Raw genomic sequence first — 25,924 nt, 5'->3', positions numbered from 1 at the left:
ATGCATAACCATGAAAATCACAATCATCAGGAACATAACCATGCCGAAGGTGGCTGCGGGTGCAATCACAGCCACAGCAAAACCCAGCACGGTTGCAGCAGTGAAAAACAAAACGCCGTCAACCCTGGCGAACACACTCATGCTCACGATCATGGCGCCAGCTGTTGCAGCGCTGACGATCATGGCGATCCGGACGAGGAAAGTGACAGGCTCGCTGCCGCCCCTCTCTCCGGCAGCGAGCGCTACAGTTGGAAAGTCACGGGTATGGACTGCCCCAGCTGCGCTAAAAAGATTGAAAATGCCGTTACTGCCATCCCGGGTGTCGTAAATGCACGGGTGTTATTCGCCACCGAAAAGCTGGTGGTAGACGGCCAGTCGAACCTTAGCCTGCGCATCCAGGACGCAGTGCAACAAGCCGGGTTTACCCTGCTCGGCACCCAGGAAAACCAAGCCGAGCCGCCTAAACCTTCACGCCTGGGGGAATTCGGCCCGTTGCTGCTGCTCACCGCGCTGATGATCGTCAGTTGGGCACTCAGCCTGGTCAACCCTGAGCTGAGCCGCATTGCCTTTATCGCCACCACGCTGGTGGGGTTGGCACCGGTCGCCACCAAGGCGATACGTCTGATCCGCTCCGGCACGCCGTTTGCCATCGAAACGCTGATGAGCGTGGCAGCCATCGGCGCGCTGTTTATCGGCGCTACCGCCGAAGCGGCCATGGTGCTGTTGCTGTTTATGGTCGGCGAAATGCTCGAATCCTACGCCGCCAACCGCGCCCGTCGTGGCGTGAAAGCGTTGATGGAGCTGGTTCCTGAAGATGCCCTGCTGCTGCAGGGTACCGAGCGTAAACGCGTGCCGGTCTCCAGCTTGCGTCCCGGCGATGTGATTGAAATTGCCCCCGGCGGTCGCCTTCCGGCCGATGCCGAACTGCTCAACCCGTTCGCCAGCTTCGATGAAAGCGCCCTGACCGGCGAGTCGGTCCCGGTCGAGCGTCAGCAAGGTCAGAAGGTGGCGGCGGGCAGTTTGTCGGTCGATCAGGCCGCGCAGATGAAGGTGATTTCCGAGCCGGGCAAAAACGCCATCGACCGTATCCTGCAGCTGATTGAAGAAGCCGAAGAGCGCCGGGCGCCGATCGAGCGTTTCCTTGACCGTTTCAGCCGTTACTACACCCCGGCCATTATGCTGCTGGCCATCGCGGTAATTCTGGTGCCACCGTTGATGTATGCTCAACCCTGGGATGTCTGGATTTATCGCGGCCTGACCCTGTTGCTGATCGGCTGTCCTTGTGCACTGGTGATCTCCACTCCGGCAGCCATTACCTCCGGACTGGCGGCGGCAACCCGTCGCGGCGCGTTAATTAAAGGTGGCGCGGCGCTGGAACAGCTCGGCCAGGTGCAAACCATCGCCTTCGATAAAACCGGTACCCTGACGGAAGGCAAACCGACGGTGACGGATGTGCTGCCGCTTAACGGCATCAGCGAACAGTCACTGTTGATCCTTGCCGCAGCGGTAGAAGCCGGCTCCCATCACCCATTGGCACAGGCCATTATCAATCGCGCCGAACAATATGGTGCTCCTTTGCCGCCGGCACAGAACCGTCGTGCGTTAGCCGGCGTCGGTGTGGAAGGCATTGTCGACGGTAAAACCGTGCTGATCAGTACACCGGCCAAACTGGCTGCAGGCTTGCTCAATCAGCAAGGTGCTAACCAGGTGGAACGGTTGGAAAATGCCGGTAAAACGGCAGTAGTGGTACTGGAAGATGGCGTGCCGATCGGCCTGCTGGCCCTGCGCGATACGCTGCGCAGCGACGCCAAGCAGGCGATTGCCGAACTGAATGCGTTGGGGATCAACGGCGTAATGTTAACCGGCGACAACCCTCGAGCGGCCGCAGCGATTGCCGCCGAGCTGGGGCTGGACTACCGTGCCGGTTTGCTGCCGGAAGATAAAGTGAGGGCGGTAACCGAGTTGAGCGAGCTGCGCCCAACGGCGATGATCGGCGATGGCATCAACGATGCGCCGGCAATGAAAGCCTCCAGCATCGGTATCGCCATGGGCAGTGGCACCGACGTGGCGCTGGAAACCGCCGACGCGGCGTTGACGCACAATCGGCTGCTGGGCGTGGCGGAGATGATCCGCATCTCACGCGCTACACACGCCAATATCCGCCAGAACATCACCATTGCGTTGGGGCTGAAAGGGATATTCCTGATCACCACCCTGATGGGCCTGACCGGGCTGTGGCTGGCGGTGCTGGCGGACTCTGGCGCTACCGCGCTGGTCACCGCCAACGCCCTACGCTTGCTGAAGAAACGTCAGTAATAAGAACCACATATCAGGATGCCAGCAATGGCATCCTGATTCACTTAGCCGAAAAATAACACCGGCAAGTCGCACGTAATAACCATAAAACCAGCATGCCTTTCTATATTCTTCCGCCACCTATTCCTGAAACCCGATAAGCCTACTTAACTTATCAGAGTCATGGCCGAATGAATGAAACCGCTATATTTTAAAATCCTGAACCTGATCGTCGTCCCTTTTATCCCTACACTGGCTCTGGCGCAGCAGCCTGATTCTGCCGCCACAGAGCAACTCATTGATAGCGCCGATCGCCCCCTTTTCACCACCCCTAACGCCTTACCCGCAGCCCAGCATAACGATGCGCCCAAGGCAAAAACCCAGCCTGAGCATCGCCTGTTGCCGATTTGGGGGGATGAAGCACGCGCCCGTGGTTATGATCTGCCGGAACCCTTCGGGATCGGCATCAACTACATGAACATGCGGCAAAATATCGATGTCGACAGTATCCAATTTTCCGGCCTCAGCCTGGGTAAAACTCCCTTGCCATCCAATTTGTTCAACATCGACGTGGGCAAAACTCGCGAGAAAAGCAAAACGGAAACCATGCGTCTGGACACCTGGGTACTGCCATTCCTCAATGTTTACGGCATCATCGGCCATACCAAAGGCAGCTCGTTGTCCCAGGTCTCCGTAGACGCCGATCCCAGTCAACAAAAAGGGATGGATAAAGTCATCGCCAGAATCGTACACGGCATGAACAAAAGCGGGCAACTGCGCGATCTGGATTTTAAGCTCGATTTTAAAGGCACCACTTACGGCGCCGGTTTCACGCTGGTTGGGGGATATGAGAACTGGTTCACCTCGGTCGATACCAACTACACCCGCACCAATTTCGATATCCTTGATGGTCAGATTTCCGCACTGACGGTGTCGCCTCGGGTAGGTTACCGCTTCCTGGTGCCCGGTATCAGTGGCCAAACCCATCTCAACCTGTGGGTCGGCACCATGTATCAGGACGTCCAGCAGAGGTTCAAAGGCAGCCTGAGTGATTTAAAAATGCCAACCGAACTTCAGAGCCTGATGATGATGGCCAATCAGCAGGGTGAAGGCCGTTTTGACGTGAAACAGCACCTGCAATCGCCGTGGAACGTACTGATTGGCACGCAATACGAGATCACCAGGCACTTTAACCTGTTGACCGAATTTGGCTTTAGCGAACGTAACAGCTTTATGGTCTCCGGTGAATATCGCTTCTGATGGCAATATCGATCCGCAGTTTGCCGCTGGTATTGTTGGTTCTGCTACCCGGAGCTCACGCCACTTTGTTGTCACGCCAGCAAATAGATGAAATGTTGGCCCCTTTGGGGTCTGACAACCAATTCGACAGCAGCAAAGCCATCGATTGGGGAGTCTTGCCCGGCCCGTTCTATACGCCAGAACTCGGTCTTGGCATCGGTACCGCCGTCGTGGGAATATATCGCCCGGACAGCCAGGATAAAGTCAGCCAAAACTCGACGCTGGCGTTAAAGGGCTTTTTCAGCACCACCGGTGCCTTCGGCGTCGGTTTCCAAAACCACAGTTTTTTCGCTGACGACCAATGGCGTTTTTTTGCCGACGGCTCGCTGAATAATATGCCCACCTATTTCTGGGGCACCGGTTACCAGGCTGGGCATAACAACGGCAACAAAGAAAAGTACACGCAGCAGGCATTCCAGATAGCCCCACAGCTGCTGTATCGCATTGCCAATGCCACCTACGCGGGGGTGGGCTGGGATTTTTCCTCGACGCACGCCAGCAAAACTGATGAGGATGACAGCAGCCTGTTAAGGGCCCAAAAAGCCGGCGTTTCATCACTAAGTTCAGGAGTCAGCGGTTCGCTGAGTTACGATACGCGCGACTTCGTTTCTAATGCCAGCCGTGGCCAGTATCTTCGCCTGAGCGACACCTATTTTGCGCCAGAATTGGGCGGCGACAGCCGTTTCAATGCTGTAGAAGGCCAGTACAATGCCTACCACAGCTTGAGTGCGAAAAGCGTGCTGGCGTTAGACGCTTACAGCCGCCTGACGACGGGCGAGGTGCCTTGGGACAGGCTGTCCGGCCTGGGTGACGACAAACGCATGCGCGGCTATTATCAAGGCCGCTATCGCGACAGAAATGTGTTCAGCAGCCAGATCGAGTATCGTCGCAAGCTGAACTGGCGCCACGGTTACGTTCTTTGGGCCGGTGCGGGAACGCTAAGTAGCAAGGCCGGCGATTTGGGCCAGGGGCCCTGGTTACCCACGCTGGGAGCGGGTTACCGTTTTGAATTCAAACCGAAAATGAACGTGCGGCTCGATTTTGGCATCGGACGTGGCAGCAGTGGATTTTACTTTCAGGTTGGGGAAGCTTTTTAATGCGCTCTGTTGTACTGCTGGTTTTGTTGTCGTTTACTTCCGCGCTATCTGCCAAACCCGTGGAAACGTTGGTGACCTCGCAACCCATCAACGAAAGCCGTATCGCCTGGCCGGTGGCTGCGCCGCTGTCCCCGCCGGATGGTTTGCGCCCCTGCTGTGCCTTTGGCTACAACCTCAAAGCGCAAGTTTGGGGTATCCCAGTCCCCTTTTATCAGTTGGGTAACCTGGTGGATGCCGACCGGCTTGGCCGTCACCACTATAACGACAGCGCTTTCAATGCCGTTAGCAACTTGATGGGACTTGGCAGCGAGCAATTGGGGGTGATGTACACCCGCCGCGGGGGATTTATCGATATCGCTCACGTACGCGACACCGCCGACAATACCCTTTTCCTGTTCAGCCAACTGCTACCCCGATTGGGCCAGCAATGGAATATCGATCTTAGCCCCGAGTTGGCAATACGCCGTATCCAGCTGAACGCCTTTACCCCACCTCAGGATGCTGCGCAGCGCTATACGCTCGCGGCGTATTTGGCAGGAGAACTCGCCTTTCAAATGGCGGCGTGGCATGAAGTGGCACAGTGGTATGGCTATCAGTCGGTACCGGGGTTTTCTGAGGAGGTTTCGGCTTTTTCACCGGAAGATTTGTATTCCAACCTGCTGGGATCACGGCTGGCGATCGATGCTATCTTGCAGGGGCAGGCGGTTTCCCTAACGGCCTACAACCAGGCCATGGAGAATTTGCTCCCCCAGGCCCTGCACCAGCTTGGCGCCGTCTCCATCAGGGCAACTCAGCGGCAGTTTGACGGGATTGACGGCGACTGGTGGGACAGCCATCGCCGGGTACCGGAGAAGTTTCTGGTCTTAAAACGGGATTACACGACCGGCAGCAATCGCCTGCCGGCTCTGCCGCCGTTCGAAAACACCGCCCCACAACGCCTGATGTTACCGCTGCAGGTTCAGGGGTTCTGGCTGGCAAAGCTGGGTGAACTGCAACTCTGGCCGACGGATGCGATGCATTCTCTGCCGGTGCCGTCCCACTATTACCGCCCGCAGGATTTCAGGGGGCTGGCAATGCATGCTCGCGCATCGGACGCACAGCAAATACTGCAAAAACGCTAGGCAAAATCGGCGATTAGCGCTCAACACCTTTGCGCAATAAATAGCGGTAAGGCGTTTTTTCAGTTTCCTGCGCCACCAGCGTGTGCTCCATAAAACGGCAAAAACCCGGAATATCGCGGGTGGTGGCCGGATCGTCAGCAATAATCAGCAGGGTTTCACCGTTATCCATATGGCGCACGGTTTTACGCACCATCATTACCGGTTCCGGACAGCGCAGCCCCAGCGCATCAAGCGTCTGGTCGGCCTGGGCAAACAAGTCAGTCATGCAATTTTTCTCGGTCAAAAGCGATCGGCGTACGCTCGCCGCATCTCATTAGCGCCTAGTTTACGCCGGTAGTTTTTCTGCGCAAGATGCGTTAACGTTTGCGTTAAATTTAACCATTGCATTGGTTGCGCAAACGCGTATCATGCGGCCGCGCAGCTTATTTCGCTGCACAGACAAGACATTCTGGGTTCCCTCACCCCACTGCTAAAAAGGCTACAACATGTATTCGTTTACCGCTCGACAGCGCCTTACCGCGTTGGTCTGGCTATCGCTGTTCCATATTGTCATCATTACCTCCAGTAACTACCTGGTGCAGTTGCCGATGTCCATTTTCGGTTTCCATACCACCTGGGGTGCGTTTACCTTCCCATTTATCTTTCTGGCAACCGACCTGACGGTGCGTATTTTTGGCGCCCCGCTGGCGAGACGCATCATTCTTTCGGTGATGGTGCCGGCCCTGTTTATCTCGTACGTCATCTCCACCGTCACCTATCAGGGGGAATGGCAGGGGTTTGCCGCACTGGGTAGCTTTAACCTGTTTGTCGCACGTATCGCCGTCGCCAGCTTTATGGCTTACGTGCTCGGTCAGATCCTCGACGTACACGTTTTCAACCGGTTACGCCAGCGCAGCGCCTGGTGGGTGGCCCCTGCCGCGGCCATGTTCCTCGGCAATATCAGCGACACGCTGTCGTTCTTCTTTATTGCATTCTACAAGAGCAGCGACGCCTTTATGGCCAACAACTGGGTCGAGATTGCACTGGTCGATTACAGCTTCAAAGTGCTGATCTGCATGCTGTTCTTCCTGCCAATGTACGGCGTGCTGCTGAATATGCTGCTCAAACGCATTGCCGCTCGCCAGGGCGACAGCAGCCTGCAACCGAGCTGACCCGTGTTATCATTGGCGGCCTACCCATCCGGAGGCCGCCATGACCGTCACCACCCGCCACGCCACCCTCGAAGAAATTCATCGTCTGTATCAGCAAATCCCCGAATTCGGCAATCTGCACAACCTCAACGATCTGCAACAGCGCATCGGCTCACTCCCGATGGCCGCACTGATCGCCGAAGTCGACGGCCAGGCTACCGGTTTCAAGCTCGGTTATCAGCAACAAGACAGGGTGTTTTACAGCTGGTTGGGTGCCGTATTGCCGGCTTATCGCCGTCATGGTGTGGCAATGGCGCTATTGGCCGAGCAGGAAAACTGGGCACGGGCGCAGGGTTATCACCAGTTGAGGGTGAAAACCCGTAATCAGTTCCGTGCGATGCTGATGATGCTTATCAACAATCACTATCAGATTGTTCAACTGGAAAAGAAAGGCGAAGTGGCTGATTATCGGCTATTACTTGAGAAAACCTTGTGACAACATCTGCCTTGCATTTCACCCTGGAATAGGTTGCGATACGGCAGTGAAACCCTACCTGAAAGGAAGAAGGAAGCCCAATGCGTAAAGTAGCAAAATTGATGGGTATCAGCCTGTTAGTGCTTGGCCTCGCGGCCTGCGACGGCGAAACCAAAGACACCAAAGCGCCGGCGGGCGATGCCGCAGCCAGCGCACCGGCCGGGCAACAGGTAAGCTTGCTGGAGGGTAAGCTGGCGTTCACCCTGCCGGTCGGTATGGCGGACCAAAGCGGCAAGCTGGGTAATCAGGCGAACAACATGCACGTTTACGCCGACAGCACCGGCCAACGCGCAGTGATCGTGATCCTCGGCGACAAAACCGCCGACAGTCTGGAAACCCTGAGCAAGCGTCTGGAAGATACCCAGCGCGCGCGTGATGCGAACCTGCAGGTGGTCACCAACAAAGCCATCGACGTAAACGGCGTGCCGCTGCGTCAGTTGGACAGCATCATTACCAGCGGCGGCGAGAAGGCCTACTCCTCCATCCTGATTGGCACGCTGGATAACAACATGCTGACCATTCAGGTGACGCTGCCGGCGGATAACCAGCAGCAGGCGCAAAGTGAAGCCGAAGGCATCATCAAAACGCTGAAACTGAACAAGTAAACTTTTACTGACTCAGCCTATAGGGCGCAGTTCACACTGCTGCGCCCTACGCCAGGGCCTGTGCCAACAGGGTAATCGGGTGTTCGCAGCGCTTGCTGGTCGACATCTCGATTTGCCATTTACAGGTTTCGCAGTCCGTCACCACCAAATCGACCCCACTCTCCTCAATCTGGCTAAACAGCGATGCGCCAATCCCTTGCGAAGTCGCATAGTTCTCGGATTTAAATCCGTAGGTGCCGGCAATGCCGCAACACTGCGAATCCAATACCACCAGCTCCAGCCCCGGTATCTGCCGCAATAATTCCAGCGTATAGGCCGTCCAGCCCATTTTCTCCATGTGACACGGCGTATGGTAGGCCACCCGCAACGGCGTGCGCTTCAGCGGCAGGCTGCGCCCCTGATTGAGCAGGCGGTACAGATAGCGCGTCGCCAGCTCCACCCGTTCACGCACCGCCGAGGTATCCACCTCCAGCAAATGCGGGTATTCGTCACGCAGCGTAAAAGTACAGCTCGATGATGTGGCCACAACAGGGATGCCGCGCTCCAACACCGCCTCATGCAGCGATTCGGCATTCACCTTGGCCTGTTTCTTGGCCTGGGCGATAAAGCCGTTGGCAATCAGCGGCACACCGCAGCATTTTTCGCGCTTAAGCAGCTGCACGCCGATATCCATCGCATTGAAGACTTTGATCAGATCCTTACCCAGCTGTGGATGGTTGTAATTGACGAAGCAGCCGTGGAAAAAAGCCACCTGCTCGGCGTAACGCTGTTGGGCCTGCGCTTGCTGGCGGTACCAGCGGCGGAAGGTGCCGAACGAGTATTTGGGCAGTTCGCGACGGTGATCAATTTTCAACGCCTTGTCCAGCAGAACGCGCACCGGCTTTAACCCGGTGGCAGCGTTGACGATCGGCGCAAACGGCGTCGACAGTGAGCCCATGATATCGGTATGACTGAGGATGGCGTCGCGCAGCGTCGGCTTGCTCTGGGCAAAGTCGGCACGCGCCCGCTGAATGATATCGCCAATTTTGACGTCGGACGGGCAGGCCACCTCACAGCGTTTGCAGTTGGTGCAATACTTCAGCGCTTCGTCGTACAGCGCCGGAGCTTTTAACCGTAGGCGTTCGCCGTCCGGCCCCGCCTGCTTGGGCCCGGGATAAAGCGGATTGACCTTGGCCACCGGGCAATAGGTTGTGCAGACGGTGCACTTGATGCAGTTCTCAAAACTGTTGTCTTTGTGCAGGCTCATGGTTGCTCCTCCTGTGCCGCAATCTGTTGCGCGACATGCAATGCTCCCACCAACGAAACACCTGCACCGCAGCCCTGCTGCAGCGGATCGTAGCCGCCGGTTACCGCCCCTATGGCATACAGGTTACTCAAAGGCTCTCCCTGCCTTAGGGCACGCAGCTGGTTATCGGTGCGTACCCCAAACTGCAAATAGGGTTGCGGAGCAAACAGCTCGCGACAACTCCAGTCTGCACGCTCCGCCTTACTGTCGACATCCAGTCCAAATACCGGTTCACGTATGCCGTCGAAGTCCGCCACCAGCCCATTACTGAAAAAACTGCCGCTGGCCAGCACCACCTGCTGCGCCACCAACGGAATGTCGGTGTGGTTACGGGTATAAACACCGGTGACTCGCCCGGCTTCAATATCCGCCCGCAGCACGCTGTCCCCCGGCATAAAAACGCCGCCCAATTGCTGTAATCGCGAACGCAGTGCCTGGTGCAACCGCATCCCGAGCACTGAAGGCGGCAGCGTCGGCAGCAGGCGAATCGGTTTGCCGACCGCCGCCTGCAGCGCCGCCAATGGCGCGTCATCCTCCAGCCCCAGACAGGCCGGCAAGAATATCGCCTCGGCGTCCGCAGCCAACCGCCGAAGCTCGTCCGCCATTGGCGTCAGGTTTTCCGGCAGATCCAGTACCCTGGCGATATTTACCGCTCGGAACTCACTGGGGTTATTGCGCAGCCGGTCCAGCGCCGGCAAGTGCATATCCGCCACCTCAGCCCGAACGTCCAGGGCCTGCGTCAGGGAACTGGCGGCCAACTGTGGCTGAAAATCCAAAAATCCTTCAATGCCGATCACCGCAATGTGCCGCCACGGCAGTTCACCGCCTAACGGCGTAACGGGGATAGCCTGCGGGCTGAGCCAGGTGGCCCGGCGCGTGCCCAGCGGTGTGATGCGCAGATGATTGCGTTCGCTGTCACCCTGCAGAGCAAGCCCACAGCGCTGCAATAGTGAAGCGGCTTCACCCGACAGCGCCGCCACCCGCTCGGCACCGATCAACGCATAGGGATGCCGGGGTGCCTGTGTTGCCAGTGCGGACAGCGCCGCCAATGGCTCTGTCACCGGGGTGCCGTCGGGCAGTTGCGCCAGCAGATCAAGCGAGCCGGATGAAAAATAGAGTGCACTCTGGCCAGAACTGACCACCGCACAGCGCTTGCCCTGTTCCGCCAGGCGGATGGCGCAGGCCATACCCGCCAGGCCACCGCCAATCACCACTACGTCAAATCGCATCATCGGCCTCCTGTTCCCCCCGGGCATCGAGCCCGCACAATCCTTGGTAAACCCAACTGGTAAATTCACTTTCGCGCAGCGCATCGCCCCAGGCGATAGGCCGGACGCCTTTCCAACGCTCGTTGAGGAAATGCGATAGCTGGTCGATCGACTGCTGCGGGGTGGTGACGTTAAAGCGTGTCAGCAGCCCCGCGGCACGGCAGGCGCAAAGCTCCCCCTGGCAGGTGCCCATGCCAACGCGGGTACGGCGACGCAAATCGACCAGGTTATTGACGGTGAGAGAGTTAACCGCATAACGCACCTCGCCGGCGGTCACCGCTTCGCATTCGCACACCAGGCTATTGTCCAACCGATCCCCCGCCGGTACGCGGTTTGCACGGTCGCCGTGGCGATAAACCGCCGAGCCACGAATACTGGCAGGCAAAGACACCACGCTACGCACCGTTTCTTCCGCCGACTGACGAGAACCCGGCAACGCCTCCTGTGCGGTAGTGCAGGGGCTGTCTACCCGAAGCTTTTCGCACACTTTATCGGTCGCCCACTGCGCCATCAGCCGGTAGGTCATCAGCTTGCCGCCGGTGATGGTGATAAAGCCTTCCAGACCGTCGCGGCTGGCATGATCGAGCAGCACGATGCCACGGCTGACGTTGCGACCGCTAGGGTCGTCGTCACTGGCTACCAGAGGCCGAACGCCGGCATAAGCACGCAGAATTCGGGTTTGCGCCAATTCAGGTGCCAGCAGCGCGCCCTCGCGGATTAAAATGTCCACTTCCTGCGGGGTCACCAGCATGTTGTCGATCTGGTCATAATCAATGTGGGTGGAGGTGGTACCAATCAGCGAGATGGTGTCGCCCGGCACCAGAATGTCGGCGTCCGCCGGCTTGCGGCAGCGGTTGATCACCATGTTGTTGATGCGATGACCCAGGATCAGCAAAGCGCCCTTGGCCGGGAACATGCGAATTCGCAGATCGGCATATTCTGCAATCTGCTGACCCCAGATACCGGCGGCGTTGACCACCACTTCGGCGTGAATATCGTAACGGCGCGACGATTGATGGTCGAAAACCCGCACTCCGGTAACGCGATCGCCCGTGCGTAATAAACCGACCACCTGGTGATAAGTGAGGATCTGCGCGCCGTGCTCACGGGCATCGAGCATATTGGCGGCGGTCAAACGGAAAGGATCGACAGTGCCGTCCGGCACGCGCACGGCACCGATGAGCGCCGGATTAGCCGCCGGCTCCAGCCGCAACGCCAACTGCGGATCAATAGCTTCAGCGTTGATACCGGCGCTGTGGCAGGAGACAATAAACTGCTGTTGGTAAGCCAGTGAATCCTGCGGCAGGGTGATAAACAGCCCGTCGGTTCGCTCGATACAGTGATGCGCAATGCGTTTGAGGATACGGTTCTCTTCTATGCATTCGCGCGCCGATTCGCCGTCGGTTACCGCATAACGCGCACCGCTGTGCAGCAGACCGTGGTTGCGCCCGGTCGCGCCGGTGGCGATATCATGACGCTCCAGCAGTATGCAACGCAGTCCGCGGCGTGCGCAGTCACGAGCAATGCCCGCGCCGGTCGCGCCGCCGCCAATGATGATCACATCCGTTTCGTTTTCTGCTGAATGGCTGCTCATGACGCTCCCTCTGGATCCGTGGTTATTGCCCTATTGGGCCACAGTCATTGGGGTCTTTGTTTGATAAGGAACAATAACGAACTTAAAACGAAAGTAAAATGTCCACAAAAAACCACGAATGTGATCACAATCACGATTTTTAGGCGTTTTTCTATTTCATAACGTTAACGAATCGCTCAAAATCCGCCGGTGTTTCATAAAAGTGTAACATTTGCGCCATTCATCACAGCGACACCAGGCGGTTTTGACTAGGATGACGCTCGTTATGGAACAAAAAAACACCACATTCGATATCCGCTCAATCATCAAATGAACGTAAAAGATCATATTGATGTGATAACTAGATAAAGCCATCGGAGGCGCTCATGTTGAGTATTTTTAAGCCGGCAGCACACATTTCACGTGTGCCGGTCGACAAAGTCGACCCGCTGTACCGTAAATTGCGCTGGCAAATATTTATGGGGATTTTCTTCGGTTATGCCGCCTACTACCTGGTGCGCAAGAACTTCACCCTGGCCATGCCTTACCTGATTGACCAGGGCTTCAGCCGCGGTGACCTCGGTTTCGCGCTGTCCGGTATTTCCATCGCCTACGGTTTCTCCAAATTTATCATGGGGTCGGTTTCTGACCGCTCCAACCCTCGCGTGTTCCTGCCCGCAGGCCTGATTTTGGCTGCTGCGGTCATGCTTTTCATGGGCTTCGTTCCATGGGCGACATCGAGCATCGCGGTCATGTTCGTGCTGCTGTTCCTGTGCGGTTGGTTCCAGGGCATGGGCTGGCCGCCTTGTGGCCGTACCATGGTGCACTGGTGGTCGCAGAAAGAGCGTGGCGGTATCGTTTCGGTCTGGAACTGCGCCCATAACGTGGGTGGCGGCCTGCCACCGCTGCTGTTCTTGCTGGGTATGGCCTGGTTCAACGACTGGCACGCGGCGCTGTACATGCCGGCCTTCGGTGCCATTCTGGTAGCCCTGATCGCCTTTGCCCTGATGCGCGACACCCCGCAATCCTGCGGCCTGCCGCCGATTGAAGAATACAAAAACGATTATCCGGACGACTACACCGACAAAGCGGAAGAAGAGCTGACGGCCAAGCAGATCTTCATGCAGTACATCCTGCCGAACAAACTGCTGTGGTACATCGCCGTAGCCAACGTGTTCGTTTATCTGCTGCGTTACGGCATTCTGGACTGGTCACCGACCTACCTGAAAGAAGTGAAACACTTCGCGCTGGACAAGTCTTCATGGGCTTACTTCCTGTACGAGTATGCCGGTATTCCGGGCACCCTGCTGTGCGGCTGGATGTCGGACAAGGTGTTCAAGGGTAACCGTGGTGCCACCGGCGTGTTCTTCATGACGCTGGTGACCATTGCCACCGTCGTTTACTGGCTGAACCCGGTCGGTAATCCTGGCATCGATATGGCCTGTATGATCACCATCGGCTTCCTGATTTACGGCCCGGTCATGCTGATCGGCCTGCACGCACTGGAACTGGCACCGAAGAAAGCCGCCGGCACCGCCGCAGGCTTCACCGGTCTGTTCGGTTACCTGGGCGGCTCTGTTGCAGCCAGCGCCATCGTCGGCTACACCGTTGACTACTTCGGTTGGGACGGCGGCTTTATGGTGATGATTGGCGGTAGCATCGGCGCGGTAGTGCTGCTGTTGCTGACCATGATGAGCGAGAAAAAACACCACGCGGAAATCGCTGCCAACAAACGCGGTTAAGCGTCATACAACTTTCGCATTATTTAAAGGCCGCCTTGCGGCCTTTTTAATACCCCTGCACCTACAACATGGAGAACAACAATATGCGGACTCAAGTCAAAGCCCTGCTGGCAGGGATTATCCTGGCCACCTCAATGGTCAGCGCCGCACAAGCCGCCGACAAGGTGGTGATCGCCCACCGTGGCGCCAGCGGTTATCTGCCGGAACACACGCTGCCGGCGAAGGCCATGGCCTACGCGCAGGGCGCGGATTTCCTCGAACAAGATCTGGTGATGACCAAGGACAACGAGCTGGTGGTGTTGCATGACCACTACCTCGATCGCGTCACCGACGTAGCAGAGCGTTTCCCGGACCGCGCGCGCAAAGACGGCCGTTATTACGCCATCGACTTTACGCTGCCTGAAATCAAGTCGCTGAAGTTCACCGAAGGTTTTGAGATCGAAAATGGCAAGAAGGTACAGGGTTACCCGGGTCGTTTCCCGATGGGTAAATCCGACTTCCGCGTCCATACCTTCCAGGAAGAGATCGAATTTGTGCAGGGTTTGAATCATTCAACCGGCAAAAACATCGGTATTTACCCGGAAATCAAAGCGCCGTGGTTCCATAAGCAGGAAGGGAAAGACATTTCCAGCAAGGTGCTGGCGGTTCTGAAACAGTACGGCTACACCGGCAAGGGCGATAACGTTTATCTGCAATGCTTCGATGCCAACGAGCTGAAGCGGATTAAAACCGAGCTGGAACCGAAAATGGGCATGGATCTGAAGCTGATCCAATTGATCGCCTATAACAAGTGGCAGGAAACCTACGAGCAGAAAGCCGACGGCAAATGGGTGGAATACGACTATGACTGGATGTTCAAACCGGGCGCGATGAAGCAAATCGCCCAGTATGCCGACGGCATCGGACCGGACTACCACATGTTGGTGGTGGCGGAAAAATCCAAGCCGGGCAAGGTGGTGCTGACCGACATGGTGAAAGAAGCGCATGCCAACAAGTTGGCGGTGCACCCATTCACCATCCGCGCCGATGCGCTGCCAGACTACGTGACCGACGTGAATCAGCTGTATGACGTGATTTACAACCAGGCGGGCGTGGACGGCGTGTTCACCGACTTCCCTGACAAGGGCGTGCAATTCCTGCAAAAGCAGGGCCAGCACAAGTAATACCAATCAGGGCGCCGCAAGGCGCCCTGTTCATATCAACCCAGGAACATTTTCCGCAGGTAATGTGGCACCGCGTCGTCGACGTTTGAGCCAATGACTTCCAGCTCAGGCAGTTTATCTTTCAAACGCTGATGCGCGTCGCGCATGATGCAGCCTTTACCGGCCATCGACAGCATTTCCAGATCGTTCATGCCGTCGCCGAAGGCGATGCACTCTTTCAACGTATAACCGATGATCTTGGCCACTTCTTCCAGCGCATGCCCTTTTGACACGCCACCCGCCATCACTTCCAGACAGGTTGGGAACGAGAAGCTGACGTTAACCCGATCGCCCCAGCGTGCATTGATGGCATCTTCCAGCGGCAGCAGCTTTTCGTGATCGTCGCAGGTGAAGTACACCTTGCACACACCGTCGGTTTCCAACAGGCCCGGTTCGAACAACTGATACTGGAAAACGGATTCCTGGAAAAACTCTTTCTGTTCAGGGCTTTCGCGGTTGATGTACCAGTCGTCGTTGCGGTAGACGTTGGTGGTGATATCGGCATCGTTATGCAGCATGCCGTAAAGGTCGCGGGCAATGTCTTCGGCCAGGTTATGGCTGAAAATCAGCTCACCGTCGGTGTTGTGCACGCGAGCGCCGTTGGACGTGATCATAAAGGCGCTGATGTCGAGGTTATCGCGGATCTGCGCAACGTCGATATGGTGACGCCCGGTAGCGAAGACGAAATGTACCCCACGCTGGGTCAGCAGCTTCAAGGTCTCTTTGGCGTACGGGGACAAGGTGTGGTCAGGTGACAGCAGCGTGCCATCTAAATCGGAAGCGACGACGTGATACATAGCGGTATGTTCTAACCTCTGATGGAGTGGTCGGCGGTAGGGGTACCACCTAAGTGTTGAGCAAAGAAACGCAGGATTGCGTTCAGTGCTTCGGCGCGCATCGCGTCCCGCTCAAACAGGATCTCATGCCGTGCGCCTTCGATAACCTGCGGTTTTTCCCCTTCACAAGGGTGCCCCGCTTCTGACAATGCCTGACAAAAAGCCTGGTGAGAGCGGTTGTCGACCACCCGATCCTCCCCGGCCTGCAATAACAATAGCGGCGTAGTGATGTTAGCCGCCTGAGCGATGATATCCCGACCGGCCTGGAGACTTTCTCGCACCCAATGGTAAGTGGGCCCCCCCACCTGCAACTCAGGATAGTCGGCGTAATAGCGCAAGCAGCGCCGATAACGTTCACGGCTGTGGGTCAACACGTTGACCACGTACGGCAGTGGGCGCCACTGGCCGGTGCCTATCGCATAGTACTCACGCACCTTCGGGTGCTTCTCCGCCCAGTCAAGAATGCGATTGGCCATCCAACCCGGCATCGGTAAATAAATGCCGAACATTGGCGCACAAAACGCGGCGGCGTCAAAGGCCTGCGGCTGACGAGCCAGGAATTGCGCCAGGATCGCGCCCCCCATTGAGTGCGCCAGCGCAAAGCGTTGCCGGTAACCGCGTGGCTTCACTTCCTGCTGATAAAACTGGGTGAAATCGTCGACGTAATCGCTGAAGTTTATCACATGACCACGGTGCGTATCCGCCAGCAAACGGCCGGAACGGCCTTGCCCACGGTGATCTAAAATCATCACATCATAGCCACACTGGAACAGATCGTAGGCAACCTCAGGATATTTAACGTAACTTTCGATGCGGCCGGGGCTTACCACCACCACCCGCTGATGACGCGCAGAACAGAATCGTACGAAGCGGATGGGTACGCCGCCAACGCCGATGAACTCGCCCTCCTCACGCAGCCGCCAAAAGTCCAGCAGCGGGCCGGTGGCGAAAGCAGCAAACTGCGTTTCACGCGTTAACCAGTCATCGGTGCTGAGAGTAAACGACGTCATCAAATGCTTTTCCCTGAGCCGCCAGCGGTAAAAATGTGACCGCTGGCACAAGAAATAATACTAGCGTATTGTGATTCAATTCCTACAAAAACCGAATCATTTTGGCACAAATTGGCGCTTTCAGGGAGCACTGCAATGACTTTGGACTGGTGGCTAACCTACCTGCTGACAACCCTTATCCTCAGCCTGTCACCCGGCTCTGGAGCGATCAACACCATGAGCACCGGCATCAGCCACGGTTATCGTGGGGCAGCAGCCTCGATCGCCGGGCTGCAGGTCGGGCTGAGCCTGCATATCCTGCTGGTGGGCATTGGCCTGGGGGCGCTGATCTCGCAGTCGCTGATGGCTTTTGAATTGCTGAAATGGCTGGGTGCCGCTTATCTGGTGTGGCTCGGTATTCAGCAGTGGCGCGCCGCCGGTTCGCTGGACTTGCATACGCTGGCGGGCACCATGCCGCGCCGCCGTCTGTTCCGCCGCGCCGTGCTGGTGAATCTGACCAACCCGAAAAGCATCGTTTTTCTGGCGGCGCTGTTTCCACAGTTTGTTTTGCCCAATCAGCCCCAAGCCGAGCAGTACTTGGTACTCGGCGTCACTACGGTGGTGGTCGATATCATCGTGATGATTGGCTACGCCACTTTGGCGACCCGTATTGCCGGTTGGCTGAAGACCCCACGCCAAATGCAACTGCTGAACCGCATCTTTGGCTCGCTGTTCATCCTGGTCGCAGGGCTGCTGGCCACGGCCCGAAAAGCCTGATGCAAAAGGGCCGAACATCGCTGTTCGGCCCTCTGGTTCACTGCCCCAAAATTAACGGGTAAAGATCAGGTGCAAGCCGAAACCGGTGAACAATACCCCCGCCAGTCCGTCGATCCATTTCGCCAGGCGTTGATAGCCCCGGCGCATTGCCGGTAGCGCAAACACCACAGCCACTAGGCTGAACCAGACAAAAGTCTCGGCGATGATCAACAGGAACAGCCCCCAGCGCGCACCGGCGCCCACGTCGTCACCGACAAACAGTGAGAACACGCTGCCGAAATAGATAACGGCCTTTGGATTTGACAGGTTGGTCAGAAAACCGCGAATAAAGCTGCGTCCCGGCTTAGGCAAGGCCACTTTCACTTCCGGCGCTGGCGTTGATTGCGCATTCTGAGAGCGTGCGGAGCGCAGCAGCTGCCAGCCCATCCAGCACAGGTAAATCCCCCCGCCCACCATAATAACCTGATGCAGCCAGGCCATTTTTTGCAGGATCAGGTGCAGGCCCATCAGCGCCACGCCCGCCCAGACAACGATGCCCAGCGAGATGCCCACCACCCCCATCATCGCCTCACGGCGTGAACGGCTGGCGGCGGTTTGCGAAACAAAAAAGAAGTCCGGCCCCGGGCTCATCAGCGCAATCAGGTGCACCAGCGCCACGGTCAGAAATAACATCAGCATGATTTACTGCCCTTAGTCTTCGTCATTATCGAGATGATCGCGGATCATCGCCATAAACGGGGCGCCAAAACGCTCCAGCTTACGCTGGCCAACGCCGTTAACGCTCAACAGATCGCCGGCCTTGATTGGCATCTGTTCCGCCATTTCCAGCAGCGTAGCATCGTTAAACACCACGTAAGGCGGAATATTTTCTTCATCGGCAATCGATTTACGCAGCTTGCGCAGTTTGGCAAACAGTTTGCGATCGTAGTTGCCGCCGTAGGATTTCTGGTTGGCACTGCCACGCGATTTCAGGCTTTGAATGCGTGGCACCGCCAGTTGCAGCTCCAGCTCGCCGCGCAACACCGGGCGTGCGGCCTCGGTCAGCTGCAATGCCGAATGCATGGCAATGTTCTGAGTAATAAACCCCAGGTGGATCAACTGACGCAGCACGCTGGTCCAGTGTTCGGTGGTTTGGTCGCGGCCAATGCCGTACACCGGCAGTTTTTCATGGCCGTATTCGCGGATACGCTGATTATTGGAACCGCGTAACACCTCGACAATGTAGCCCAAACCGAAACGCTGCCCGACGCGATAGACACAAGACAGTGCTTTGCGCGCATCTTCCAGCCCGTCGTAGCGCTTGGGCGGATCCAGGCAGATATCGCAGTTGCCGCAGTTCTGATGTTTGCCCTCGCCAAAATAGTTAAGCAGCACCAGCCGGCGGCAGGTTTGCGCTTCGGCAAATGCGCCCATGGCGTTCAGCTTGTGGCGCTCGATGTCCAACTGTTGTCCGGCAGGCTTTTCTTCCAGGCAGCGGCGCAGCCAGGCCATATCGGCCGGGTCATACAACAAGATAGCTTCGGCGGGTAGGCCATCGCGCCCGGCGCGGCCGGTTTCCTGATAATAAGATTCGATATTGCGCGGAATATCAAAGTGCACCACAAAGCGCACGTTCGGTTTATTGATGCCCATGCCAAAGGCGACGGTGGCCACCACCACCTGTAAATCGTCACGCTGGAACGCTTCCTGCACCTGGGCGCGGCGATCGTTATCCAGCCCGGCGTGATAGGCACCCACGCTCAGCCCACGGCTTTGCAAGCGCGCGGTGGTGTCTTCCACCTTGGCCCGGCTGTTGCAGTAAATAATGCCACTTTTGCCGCGTTGGTCCTGTACAAAACGCCACAGTTGATCGAGAGGTTTAAACTTCTCCACCAGCGTATAGCGGATGTTCGGCCGGTCAAAGCTGCTGACCTGTACCAGAGGGTCCTGCAGCGCCAGCAGGCGCACGATGTCGCCACGGGTAGATTCATCGGCTGTCGCCGTCAGGGCAATTACCGGCATCGCGGGGAAGCGTTGCTTCAACTGCCCCAAGGCACGGTATTCTGGGCGGAAGTCGTGGCCCCACTGCGAGATACAGTGTGCTTCGTCTACTGCCAGCAACGCCGGCGGACAGTGGTCGAGCAGATCGAGAAAGCTGTCCATCATCAGCCGCTCGGGAGCGATGTACAGCATTTTGATTTGGCCGCTGCGGCACCCCGCCATCACTTCGAGCTGCTGCTCACGCGTTTGCGTCGAGTTATAGCAGGCGGCTGAGACGCCATAGGCCAACAGCTGATCGACCTGATCTTTCATCAGCGAAATCAACGGAGAAACTACTAACGTCAGGCCATCCATCACCAGCGCCGGGATTTGATAGCACAACGATTTACCGCCGCCGGTCGGCATAACAACCAGGCAATCCTGCCCGCCGATCGCCGTGTTGATAATCGTTTGTTGACCCGGTCGGAATTGCTGATAGCCGAAGGTATCGCGTAATACCTGCTCTGCCAGCAACTCTTTGTTTATCACTGCTGCGGTTGACACACACTTCCCCATTTTTTGCTGCGTAGCGACGCCTGTATGACGGCCGGATTACATAATATCGTTAAGCATGACACCAACGCCAACCCGTGTCTGCCGGAAGTTGTAATCAATCAAGGATTCGCCGTAACCGCTGAAGACTTGCGTGTAGAAACGCACGTGCTTGCTGATCGGGTAGCTCCAACCCATTTCCGCGCCGCCGTAGCCGCTGTTCCAGTTATAGTGGCTGTCGACGCTGAAGATGCTGTCACCCCAGGCATAACCGACTTTCAGGCGGTAGTAGCCCATGTATTTGGTGATATCCGGGTTATCGTCGCTGCTGCTGCTTTCCGAGAAACGGAACCAGGGCTTCAGGTCCACCTGCCAGTTGCCGTTTTGCGCCATAAAGCGCGCGTAACCGCGGTTCCAACTGCGTGAGGTGGGATCAGAACGGCCGTTGGACTGGTGATTGAGGCCCACTTCCACATCGCGCAATGTCCAGCCGGCGAAGCGGTAATCGGTCGCCCAGCCGAGGAACACCTGCGGCTCGTAGTTGGTTTCGCGAAACGGTGATGATTCACCGTGGTTGGAAAGCTGCCACCAGGAGCGCTGAGTATAAGATGCACCCAGCACCGAGTTGTCGCCGGCAATGCCGCGCCACAGTGGGAATGCCAGACTAAGCTGGAACTTCACCTCGTCCTTGCGGGCGTTATCGGACCAGTTATAGGACTGGATGGCTTCTTTATTGATATTGCTGGTATCGGTATACAACACATAGTTGGTTTCATACGGATACAGCGTAAATGGGTTGTCGTGATCCTGCAGCATGTTGGCAATAATGCTGCCGCGTACCGCCGGTTTATCATGAATTTGCTGCTCTTTGGCTTCTTCCGCCTGTACCAGCAGCGGCGCGGCCAGCGTGGCCAAAACGATCCCTGACAAAATGCGCATAACGTTCCTCACCCCAACAAAAAATGACAAACTCTGAAATAAAAACAGGCCATTTTACACACAAAGGAGATTTTACAGCAGCGCGGCGTGTATTTATTGGATTAGTCTGGAAAGCAACAAAATATAGGCATAATATCAACAAACGGTTAACCTGGACTGACCAGTTTACTTCCCTACGACACAGAACAAGAATGGGTATTTATGTCTACCACACCACTCACACTAGAAGCCGCACGCCAAAAAATTGGCGAAATCTTTGTTTATCACATGCCGTTTAACCGCGAGCTGGGTCTCGAGCTGCGCCGCTTTGACGACGACTACGTGGAGCTGAGTTTCACCAATCAGCCCAAGCTGGTTGGCAATGCGGCCCAGAAGATCCTGCACGGTGGGGTGATCGCCTCGGTGCTCGACGTCGCCGCCGGGTTAGCCTGCGCCGGTAGCGTGCTGATGCGCCTGGATCCACTGATCGAAGAAGAAGTCGCTAGCCGTCTTTCGCGCATGGGCACCATAGATTTGCGCGTTGATTATCTGCGCCCGGGCCGTGGCGAGCACTTTATCGCGGCGGCCAGCGTATTGCGCAGCGGCAACAAAGTTGCGGTCGCCCGTGTTGAACTGCATAACCACGATGGCCTGCACATCGCCAGCGCTACCGCGACCTATCTGGTCGGGTGATTGTATGCGGTGAGGCTCTTCAGTACACTCACCGCATCTCCGTTTTTCCCATCTGAGTAACGTCATGGACGCACAGCAAACGCGGCAGGGCATCTTCTTTGCTCTGGCCGCCTATTTTATTTGGGGCATAGCTCCAGCCTATTTCAAACTGATCCAACAGGTACCTGCGGATGAGATCCTCACCCACAGGGTTATTTGGTCATTCTTCTTTATGCTGGCGCTGATCACGCTCGGGCGTAACTGGTCGCAGGTGCGCGCCGCCTGCCACAATCGCAAACGGCTGTTCTTGTTGGCGGTGACCGCGGTGTTGATCGGCGGCAACTGGCTGCTGTTTATCTGGGCGGTGAATAACCACCATATGCTGGAAGCCAGCCTGGGGTATTTCATTAACCCGCTGGTGAACGTGCTGCTGGGGATGCTGTTCCTGGGTGAACGTTTCCGCCGCATGCAGTGGATAGCGGTGGTACTGGCATTTGCCGGCGTGTTGATTCAGCTGTGGCAATTCGGTTCGCTACCGATTATCGGGCTGGGGTTGGCATTTAGCTTTGCGTTCTACGGTCTGCTGCGCAAGAAGATCGCCATCGACGCGCAAACCGGCATGCTGATTGAAACCCTGTGGCTGCTGCCGGTCGCGGCGGCGTATCTTTTCCTGTTCGCCGACAGCCCAACCAGTCACCTGAGCGCCAACCCTTGGTCGCTGAACCTGCTGCTGGTGGCAGCCGGCATCGTCACTACCGTACCGCTGCTGTTCTTTACCGCCGCAGCCACCCGCCTGCGCCTGTCGACACTCGGCTTCTTCCAGTATCTCGGCCCCACGCTGATGTTCCTGCTGGCCGTCACCTTCTATGGCGAAACTGTCGGCCAGGACAAGCTGGTGACCTTTGGCTTTATCTGGGCCGCACTGCTGTTGTTTATCCTCGACGCGCTCTATACCCAGCGCAAACTGCGTTGAAGCAGCGCTAAGTTGAAGCCGGGGTGGCGCGGTTAGAAATGAATCGTGCCATCGCCGGGCCAGTCAGCAAGATGGTGAACAAGCGCAGCGTCTGCATCGCCATCACGAAAGACATGTCTACCCGACTGCCGGCGGCGATGATCGCCACGGTATCCAGGCCGCCCGGGCTGGTCGCCAGATAGGCGGTCATCAAATCCACCGGCAGGAAGCGCGTCAGCATCCATGCCAGCAGACCGCAAAACAGCATCAGCGCGACGATCGACACCACCATCTGCGGCAAGGTACGCAGCGCCAACAAAAAAATCGGCCGGGTGAAGCGCAGCCCGACGCTCCAGCCAATCAGGGTATAAGCCAGGGCCAACAGCCATTCCGGCACCTGTAACGCCATGGTACCGCTGGAATGCAGCGTCGCGCCGATGATCATCGGCAGCAACAACGCGCCGGAGGGAATACGCAACCGGGGGCCAAGCCAGGCGCCGACCACGGCAATGCCCAGCGTCGCCGGGAAACGCCAATCCAGTGAAGGGAACCACTCCAGCATCGCGCCGCCATGCCCCGCTTCATCACCCAACCCAATGCGCGCCACCATCGCCGCCGCGGTTGCGACAAACAGCACCCGCAGGTATTGCATAAACGCCACCAGCCGCACGTCGGCACCGAAATCCCCGGCCATCGCCACCATCGCCGACGCCCCACCGGGCGATGAACCCCAGGCACCGGTTGGCCCCGGCAGACTGCTATAACGCACCAGACACCAGCCTGAAACTCCGCTGGCCAGCAGCGTAGCGATCAACACCAGCAGCACCAACGGCCAGTCATCCAGTAACGGTGTGAGAATAGCAGGAGAGAGACTTTGCGCGATCATGCAGCCCAGCACCGCCTGTGCGGCGATGAACAGGTAACCTGGAATGCGAACCGTGGCGCCCAGCAGCCCCATGGCCACGCCGACAATCATCGGCCCCAGCAACAGTGCAGCGGGAATATGGAATCTTTGCAGGCCAAACCCCAGCACCAGCGAAGCCAGCAGCAGGATCGACCATTGGATCAAGCGGGGAAACCTCTCCATCAAAACGCATGCCTTACGGACAGATAAGCCAAAGGGGCATTCTACCCCTATTTAGCAGGCTAAGCGTTGGTCGACAGCAGAAATATCGGGCGAACAGGTTCGCCCGTCAGCTTACAGCCAGTTCTTGCGTTTGAAGTACAGATACGGGGCCAGCCCCGCCAGGATCATCAGGCTGATGGCGCCCGGATAGCCGAACGACCACTTCAGCTCCGGCATAAACTCGAAGTTCATCCCGTAGCTTGAGGCCACCAGCGTCGGTGGCAGGAACACCACCGACACCACCGAGAAGATCTTGATGATGCGGTTCTGTTCGATATTGATAAAGCCCATCGCCGCTTGCATCAGGAAGTTCACCTTCTGGAACAACGATTCGTTGTGTGGCAGCAAAGATTCGATGTCGCGCAGCACTTCACGCGCCTGCTCCAACTGACCGGTCGGCAAACGCGCCTTACGCACCAGGAAATTCAGCGCACGCTGGGTATCCATCAAACACAGTCGCACTTTCCAGCCGATATCTTCCAGTTCGGCCAGCGTCGACAGTGCTTCGTCGTATTCATCGCCCTGATGGCCTTCCATGATTACCCGGCTGAGCTTTTCCAAATCGCTGTAGACGTTTTCAATTTCGTCCGCCAACTGCTCAATCTTGGTTTCGAACAGATCCAGCAACAGCTCGTAAGCGTTGCCGTCCACCATCGTCAGGTTACGTGCGCGCATGCGGTACAGGCGAAACGCCGGCAGCTCACGCTCACGCAGGGTATACAGACGCCCATCACGGATGGTGAAAGCTACGGTGGAGTTACCGGCATGGTCTTCCGCATCTTCAAAGTAGAAGAAGGAGTGAATATGCAGGCCGTCTTCGTCTTCGAAGAAACGCGCGGAAGCTTCGATATCATCCAGCTCCGGACGTGTCGCCAGGCTTTGGCCCAGCTCGTTTTGCACGCGTTCACGCTCGCCTTCTTCCGGCTCAACCAGATCAACCCACAGCGAGGTGGTGAGATCATCGGAGTCATCCAACTCCAGACGGGACAGGCGGCTTTTATCTAATTTAAACGCGCTCAGCATCTGCTAAAACTCCCTTAGGGTGACAGGGGTAAACAACGCGTGGAAGCACAGAAACAGAGGGGTGTTGCATCACCAGCTTGTTTCAGACCATGAAGGATCTGACTCGTAGCGACACTTAAGAGGTCGCCGACAACCACGAAGGCTATCAGCTCGATGGGATAGCCTTAGAAGTTGTACCTGTTGTTGTCCAGGTCAGTGAGCCAGTATCTACTGGGTGTGTCCAAGGCGTATGTCCTCATTGATAATAGTGCGCGCATGTTACGCCGAGAAGAAAAAGTCTGTCAACCGGTTAGGCCCGATAATTGCGCAACAATTCATCGCCATAACCAATGGGACAAAATCGGTTTAATCCGTGATAAAGGGTAACGAAAAAGTCGCGGGGATCTCTGACCGCGTCCGTGAATATTGCTAATATGAAGCCACGATAAGCTTGCGGACTTTAACGATGAAACAGATTACCGCCCACGACCTGACCGCCATGAGTGAGCAGGCCGCTAAAGTGGCTCGCCTGCGCGCGCACCGTACGTTACACGACGAGTTGAGCGAGCCGGTGCAGCGACTGGCGATTGCCATGGAACCTGGCACCTATATTCGACCGCACCGCCATCCACAAACCTGGGAACTGTTAACACCGCTGCGCGGCCGCTTTGTGGTATTGCAGTTTAATGAGGAAGGTGTCGTCACCCAACGCACGCTGCTGGGTGAAGAAACCAAAGTACTGGAGATGCCGGCGTTTACCTGGCATGCCGTGCTGTCGGTTGATCCCGGCGGCGTGGTGTTCGAAGTAAAACAGGGGCCTTATCAGGCGCTGTCGGAAGAGGACTGCATGCACTGGGCTCCTCCGGAAGGTGGTGAAGGCATCGAAGCTGTTATGCGCTGGTATGCCACCGCGCAAGTTGGCGATCGCTATACCCGTACGCTTTAAGCCTGAGTGCTGGGGCGAAGAGATTCGCCCCTTTGGGTTCGGC

At 57.0% G+C, this 25,924-nt stretch carries 24 protein-coding genes; 13 read left to right on the top strand and 11 right to left on the bottom strand.

Going from position 1 to position 25,924, the window contains the following annotated elements:
- From H0S68_RS00955 to H0S68_RS00940, 4 genes are all read left to right on the top strand, one after another.
- Positions 1-2,316 carry a zinc/cadmium/mercury/lead-transporting ATPase gene (locus H0S68_RS00955; protein ID WP_410529099.1) on the top strand — a complete coding sequence of 772 codons (2,316 nt, stop codon included), beginning with the start codon at positions 1-3 and terminating at the stop codon, positions 2,314-2,316.
- 174 nt (positions 2,317-2,490) lie between these two features.
- On the top strand, positions 2,491-3,555 hold the full coding sequence (locus tag H0S68_RS00950; RefSeq protein ID WP_262255953.1) for a hypothetical protein: 1,065 nt from the start codon (positions 2,491-2,493) through the stop codon (positions 3,553-3,555).
- Positions 3,555-4,691: a BamA/TamA family outer membrane protein gene (locus H0S68_RS00945; protein WP_122080564.1), complete on the top strand. Its 1,137-nt coding sequence runs from the start codon at positions 3,555-3,557 to the stop codon at positions 4,689-4,691. Before H0S68_RS00950 ends, H0S68_RS00945 begins: the two co-directional genes overlap by 1 nt.
- A complete protein-coding gene (locus H0S68_RS00940; RefSeq protein ID WP_201895847.1) occupies positions 4,691-5,812 on the top strand; it encodes a DUF4056 domain-containing protein in 1,122 nt (373 codons plus the stop codon). Before H0S68_RS00945 ends, H0S68_RS00940 begins: the two co-directional genes overlap by 1 nt.
- A 13-nt stretch (positions 5,813-5,825) precedes the next feature.
- Here H0S68_RS00940 and tusA read toward each other — a convergent pair whose 3' ends face one another.
- Positions 5,826-6,077, bottom strand: coding sequence for a sulfurtransferase TusA (tusA, locus tag H0S68_RS00935; RefSeq protein ID WP_020824793.1), 252 nt, complete (start codon positions 6,075-6,077; stop codon positions 5,826-5,828).
- A 220-nt stretch (positions 6,078-6,297) separates the two neighbouring features.
- On the opposite strand from tusA, the gene H0S68_RS00930 reads away from it, so the two are divergent.
- The 3 genes from H0S68_RS00930 (at position 6,298) to H0S68_RS00920 (ending at position 8,082) form a co-directional block, all read left to right on the top strand.
- A complete protein-coding gene (locus tag H0S68_RS00930; RefSeq protein WP_020824792.1) occupies positions 6,298-6,963 on the top strand; it encodes a 7-cyano-7-deazaguanine/7-aminomethyl-7-deazaguanine transporter in 666 nt (221 codons plus the stop codon).
- Between the two features lie 40 nt (positions 6,964-7,003).
- Positions 7,004-7,438, top strand: a complete 435-nt coding sequence (locus H0S68_RS00925; RefSeq protein ID WP_259220060.1) for a GNAT family N-acetyltransferase — start codon at positions 7,004-7,006, stop codon at positions 7,436-7,438.
- 80 nt (positions 7,439-7,518) lie between these two features.
- Entirely contained in the window at positions 7,519-8,082 is a 564-nt protein-coding gene (locus H0S68_RS00920; RefSeq protein ID WP_048762234.1) for a DcrB family lipoprotein, read from the top strand.
- Between the two features lie 46 nt (positions 8,083-8,128).
- On the opposite strand, the gene glpC is transcribed toward H0S68_RS00920, so the two are convergent.
- From glpC to glpA, 3 genes are read right to left on the bottom strand one after another with little or no spacing between them, the layout of a single operon-like run.
- Complete coding sequence (gene glpC / locus H0S68_RS00915; protein ID WP_410529098.1) at positions 8,129-9,328, bottom strand: anaerobic glycerol-3-phosphate dehydrogenase subunit GlpC; 1,200 nt, start codon at positions 9,326-9,328, stop codon at positions 8,129-8,131.
- Complete coding sequence (gene glpB, locus H0S68_RS00910; RefSeq protein WP_128864863.1) at positions 9,325-10,596, bottom strand: glycerol-3-phosphate dehydrogenase subunit GlpB; 1,272 nt, start codon at positions 10,594-10,596, stop codon at positions 9,325-9,327. Before glpB ends, glpC begins: the two co-directional genes overlap by 4 nt.
- Positions 10,586-12,229: an anaerobic glycerol-3-phosphate dehydrogenase subunit A gene (glpA, locus tag H0S68_RS00905; protein ID WP_020824787.1), complete on the bottom strand. Its 1,644-nt coding sequence runs from the start codon at positions 12,227-12,229 to the stop codon at positions 10,586-10,588. Before glpA ends, glpB begins: the two co-directional genes overlap by 11 nt.
- Positions 12,230-12,594: 365 nt before the next feature.
- On the opposite strand from glpA, the gene glpT reads away from it, so the two are divergent.
- Complete coding sequence (gene glpT / locus H0S68_RS00900; protein ID WP_020824786.1) at positions 12,595-13,950, top strand: glycerol-3-phosphate transporter; 1,356 nt, start codon at positions 12,595-12,597, stop codon at positions 13,948-13,950.
- 83 nt (positions 13,951-14,033) lie between these two features.
- The gene (glpQ, locus tag H0S68_RS00895; protein WP_020824785.1) at positions 14,034-15,113 is read left to right on the top strand and encodes a glycerophosphodiester phosphodiesterase; all 1,080 of its coding nucleotides are present in this window, start codon (positions 14,034-14,036) and stop codon (positions 15,111-15,113) included.
- A gap of 35 nt (positions 15,114-15,148) precedes the next feature.
- Here glpQ and yigL read toward each other — a convergent pair whose 3' ends face one another.
- On the bottom strand, positions 15,149-15,949 hold the full coding sequence (gene yigL, locus H0S68_RS00890) for a sugar/pyridoxal phosphate phosphatase YigL (RefSeq protein ID WP_128864836.1): 801 nt from the start codon (positions 15,947-15,949) through the stop codon (positions 15,149-15,151).
- 11 nt (positions 15,950-15,960) lie between these two features.
- On the bottom strand, positions 15,961-16,998 hold the full coding sequence (pldB, locus tag H0S68_RS00885) for a lysophospholipase L2 (RefSeq protein ID WP_046374738.1): 1,038 nt from the start codon (positions 16,996-16,998) through the stop codon (positions 15,961-15,963).
- 135 nt (positions 16,999-17,133) lie between these two features.
- Between pldB and rhtB the strand changes: the two genes are divergently transcribed.
- Positions 17,134-17,754, top strand: a complete 621-nt coding sequence (gene rhtB / locus H0S68_RS00880; RefSeq protein ID WP_129941176.1) for a homoserine/homoserine lactone efflux protein — start codon at positions 17,134-17,136, stop codon at positions 17,752-17,754.
- Between the two features lie 51 nt (positions 17,755-17,805).
- Here rhtB and rhtC read toward each other — a convergent pair whose 3' ends face one another.
- From rhtC to pldA, 3 genes are read right to left on the bottom strand one after another with little or no spacing between them, the layout of a single operon-like run.
- Complete coding sequence (gene rhtC / locus H0S68_RS00875; protein ID WP_020824781.1) at positions 17,806-18,432, bottom strand: threonine export protein RhtC; 627 nt, start codon at positions 18,430-18,432, stop codon at positions 17,806-17,808.
- A gap of 12 nt (positions 18,433-18,444) precedes the next feature.
- Complete coding sequence (gene recQ, locus H0S68_RS00870) at positions 18,445-20,277, bottom strand: ATP-dependent DNA helicase RecQ (protein ID WP_020824780.1); 1,833 nt, start codon at positions 20,275-20,277, stop codon at positions 18,445-18,447.
- A gap of 48 nt (positions 20,278-20,325) precedes the next feature.
- Positions 20,326-21,204, bottom strand: coding sequence for a phospholipase A (gene pldA / locus H0S68_RS00865; RefSeq protein WP_020824779.1), 879 nt, complete (start codon positions 21,202-21,204; stop codon positions 20,326-20,328).
- A 201-nt stretch (positions 21,205-21,405) separates the two neighbouring features.
- Between pldA and H0S68_RS00860 the strand changes: the two genes are divergently transcribed.
- Positions 21,406-21,876 carry a thioesterase family protein gene (locus H0S68_RS00860; RefSeq protein ID WP_020824778.1) on the top strand — a complete coding sequence of 157 codons (471 nt, stop codon included), beginning with the start codon at positions 21,406-21,408 and terminating at the stop codon, positions 21,874-21,876.
- A 64-nt stretch (positions 21,877-21,940) separates the two neighbouring features.
- On the top strand, positions 21,941-22,828 hold the full coding sequence (rarD, locus tag H0S68_RS00855) for an EamA family transporter RarD (RefSeq protein WP_020824777.1): 888 nt from the start codon (positions 21,941-21,943) through the stop codon (positions 22,826-22,828).
- Positions 22,829-22,835: 7 nt separating this feature from the next.
- Here the strand turns inward: rarD and H0S68_RS00850 are convergent, their stop codons facing one another.
- Together H0S68_RS00850 and corA are read right to left on the bottom strand one after the other, a co-directional pair.
- The gene (locus H0S68_RS00850; protein ID WP_046374739.1) at positions 22,836-23,894 is read right to left on the bottom strand and encodes an AbrB family transcriptional regulator; all 1,059 of its coding nucleotides are present in this window, start codon (positions 23,892-23,894) and stop codon (positions 22,836-22,838) included.
- 111 nt (positions 23,895-24,005) lie between these two features.
- Positions 24,006-24,956, bottom strand: a complete 951-nt coding sequence (corA, locus tag H0S68_RS00845) for a magnesium/cobalt transporter CorA (RefSeq protein ID WP_020824775.1) — start codon at positions 24,954-24,956, stop codon at positions 24,006-24,008.
- A 445-nt stretch (positions 24,957-25,401) separates the two neighbouring features.
- Here corA and H0S68_RS00840 point away from each other — a divergent pair, with 445 nt between their 5' ends.
- Positions 25,402-25,881, top strand: coding sequence for a WbuC family cupin fold metalloprotein (locus tag H0S68_RS00840; protein ID WP_020824774.1), 480 nt, complete (start codon positions 25,402-25,404; stop codon positions 25,879-25,881).
- Positions 25,882-25,924: the final 43 nt, after the last annotated feature.

It is taken from the genome of Serratia sp. AXJ-M (assembly GCF_046531865.1).
Lineage (GTDB): Bacteria > Pseudomonadota > Gammaproteobacteria > Enterobacterales > Enterobacteriaceae > Serratia > Serratia liquefaciens.
This window is presented reverse-complemented; position numbering and strand designations above follow the sequence as displayed.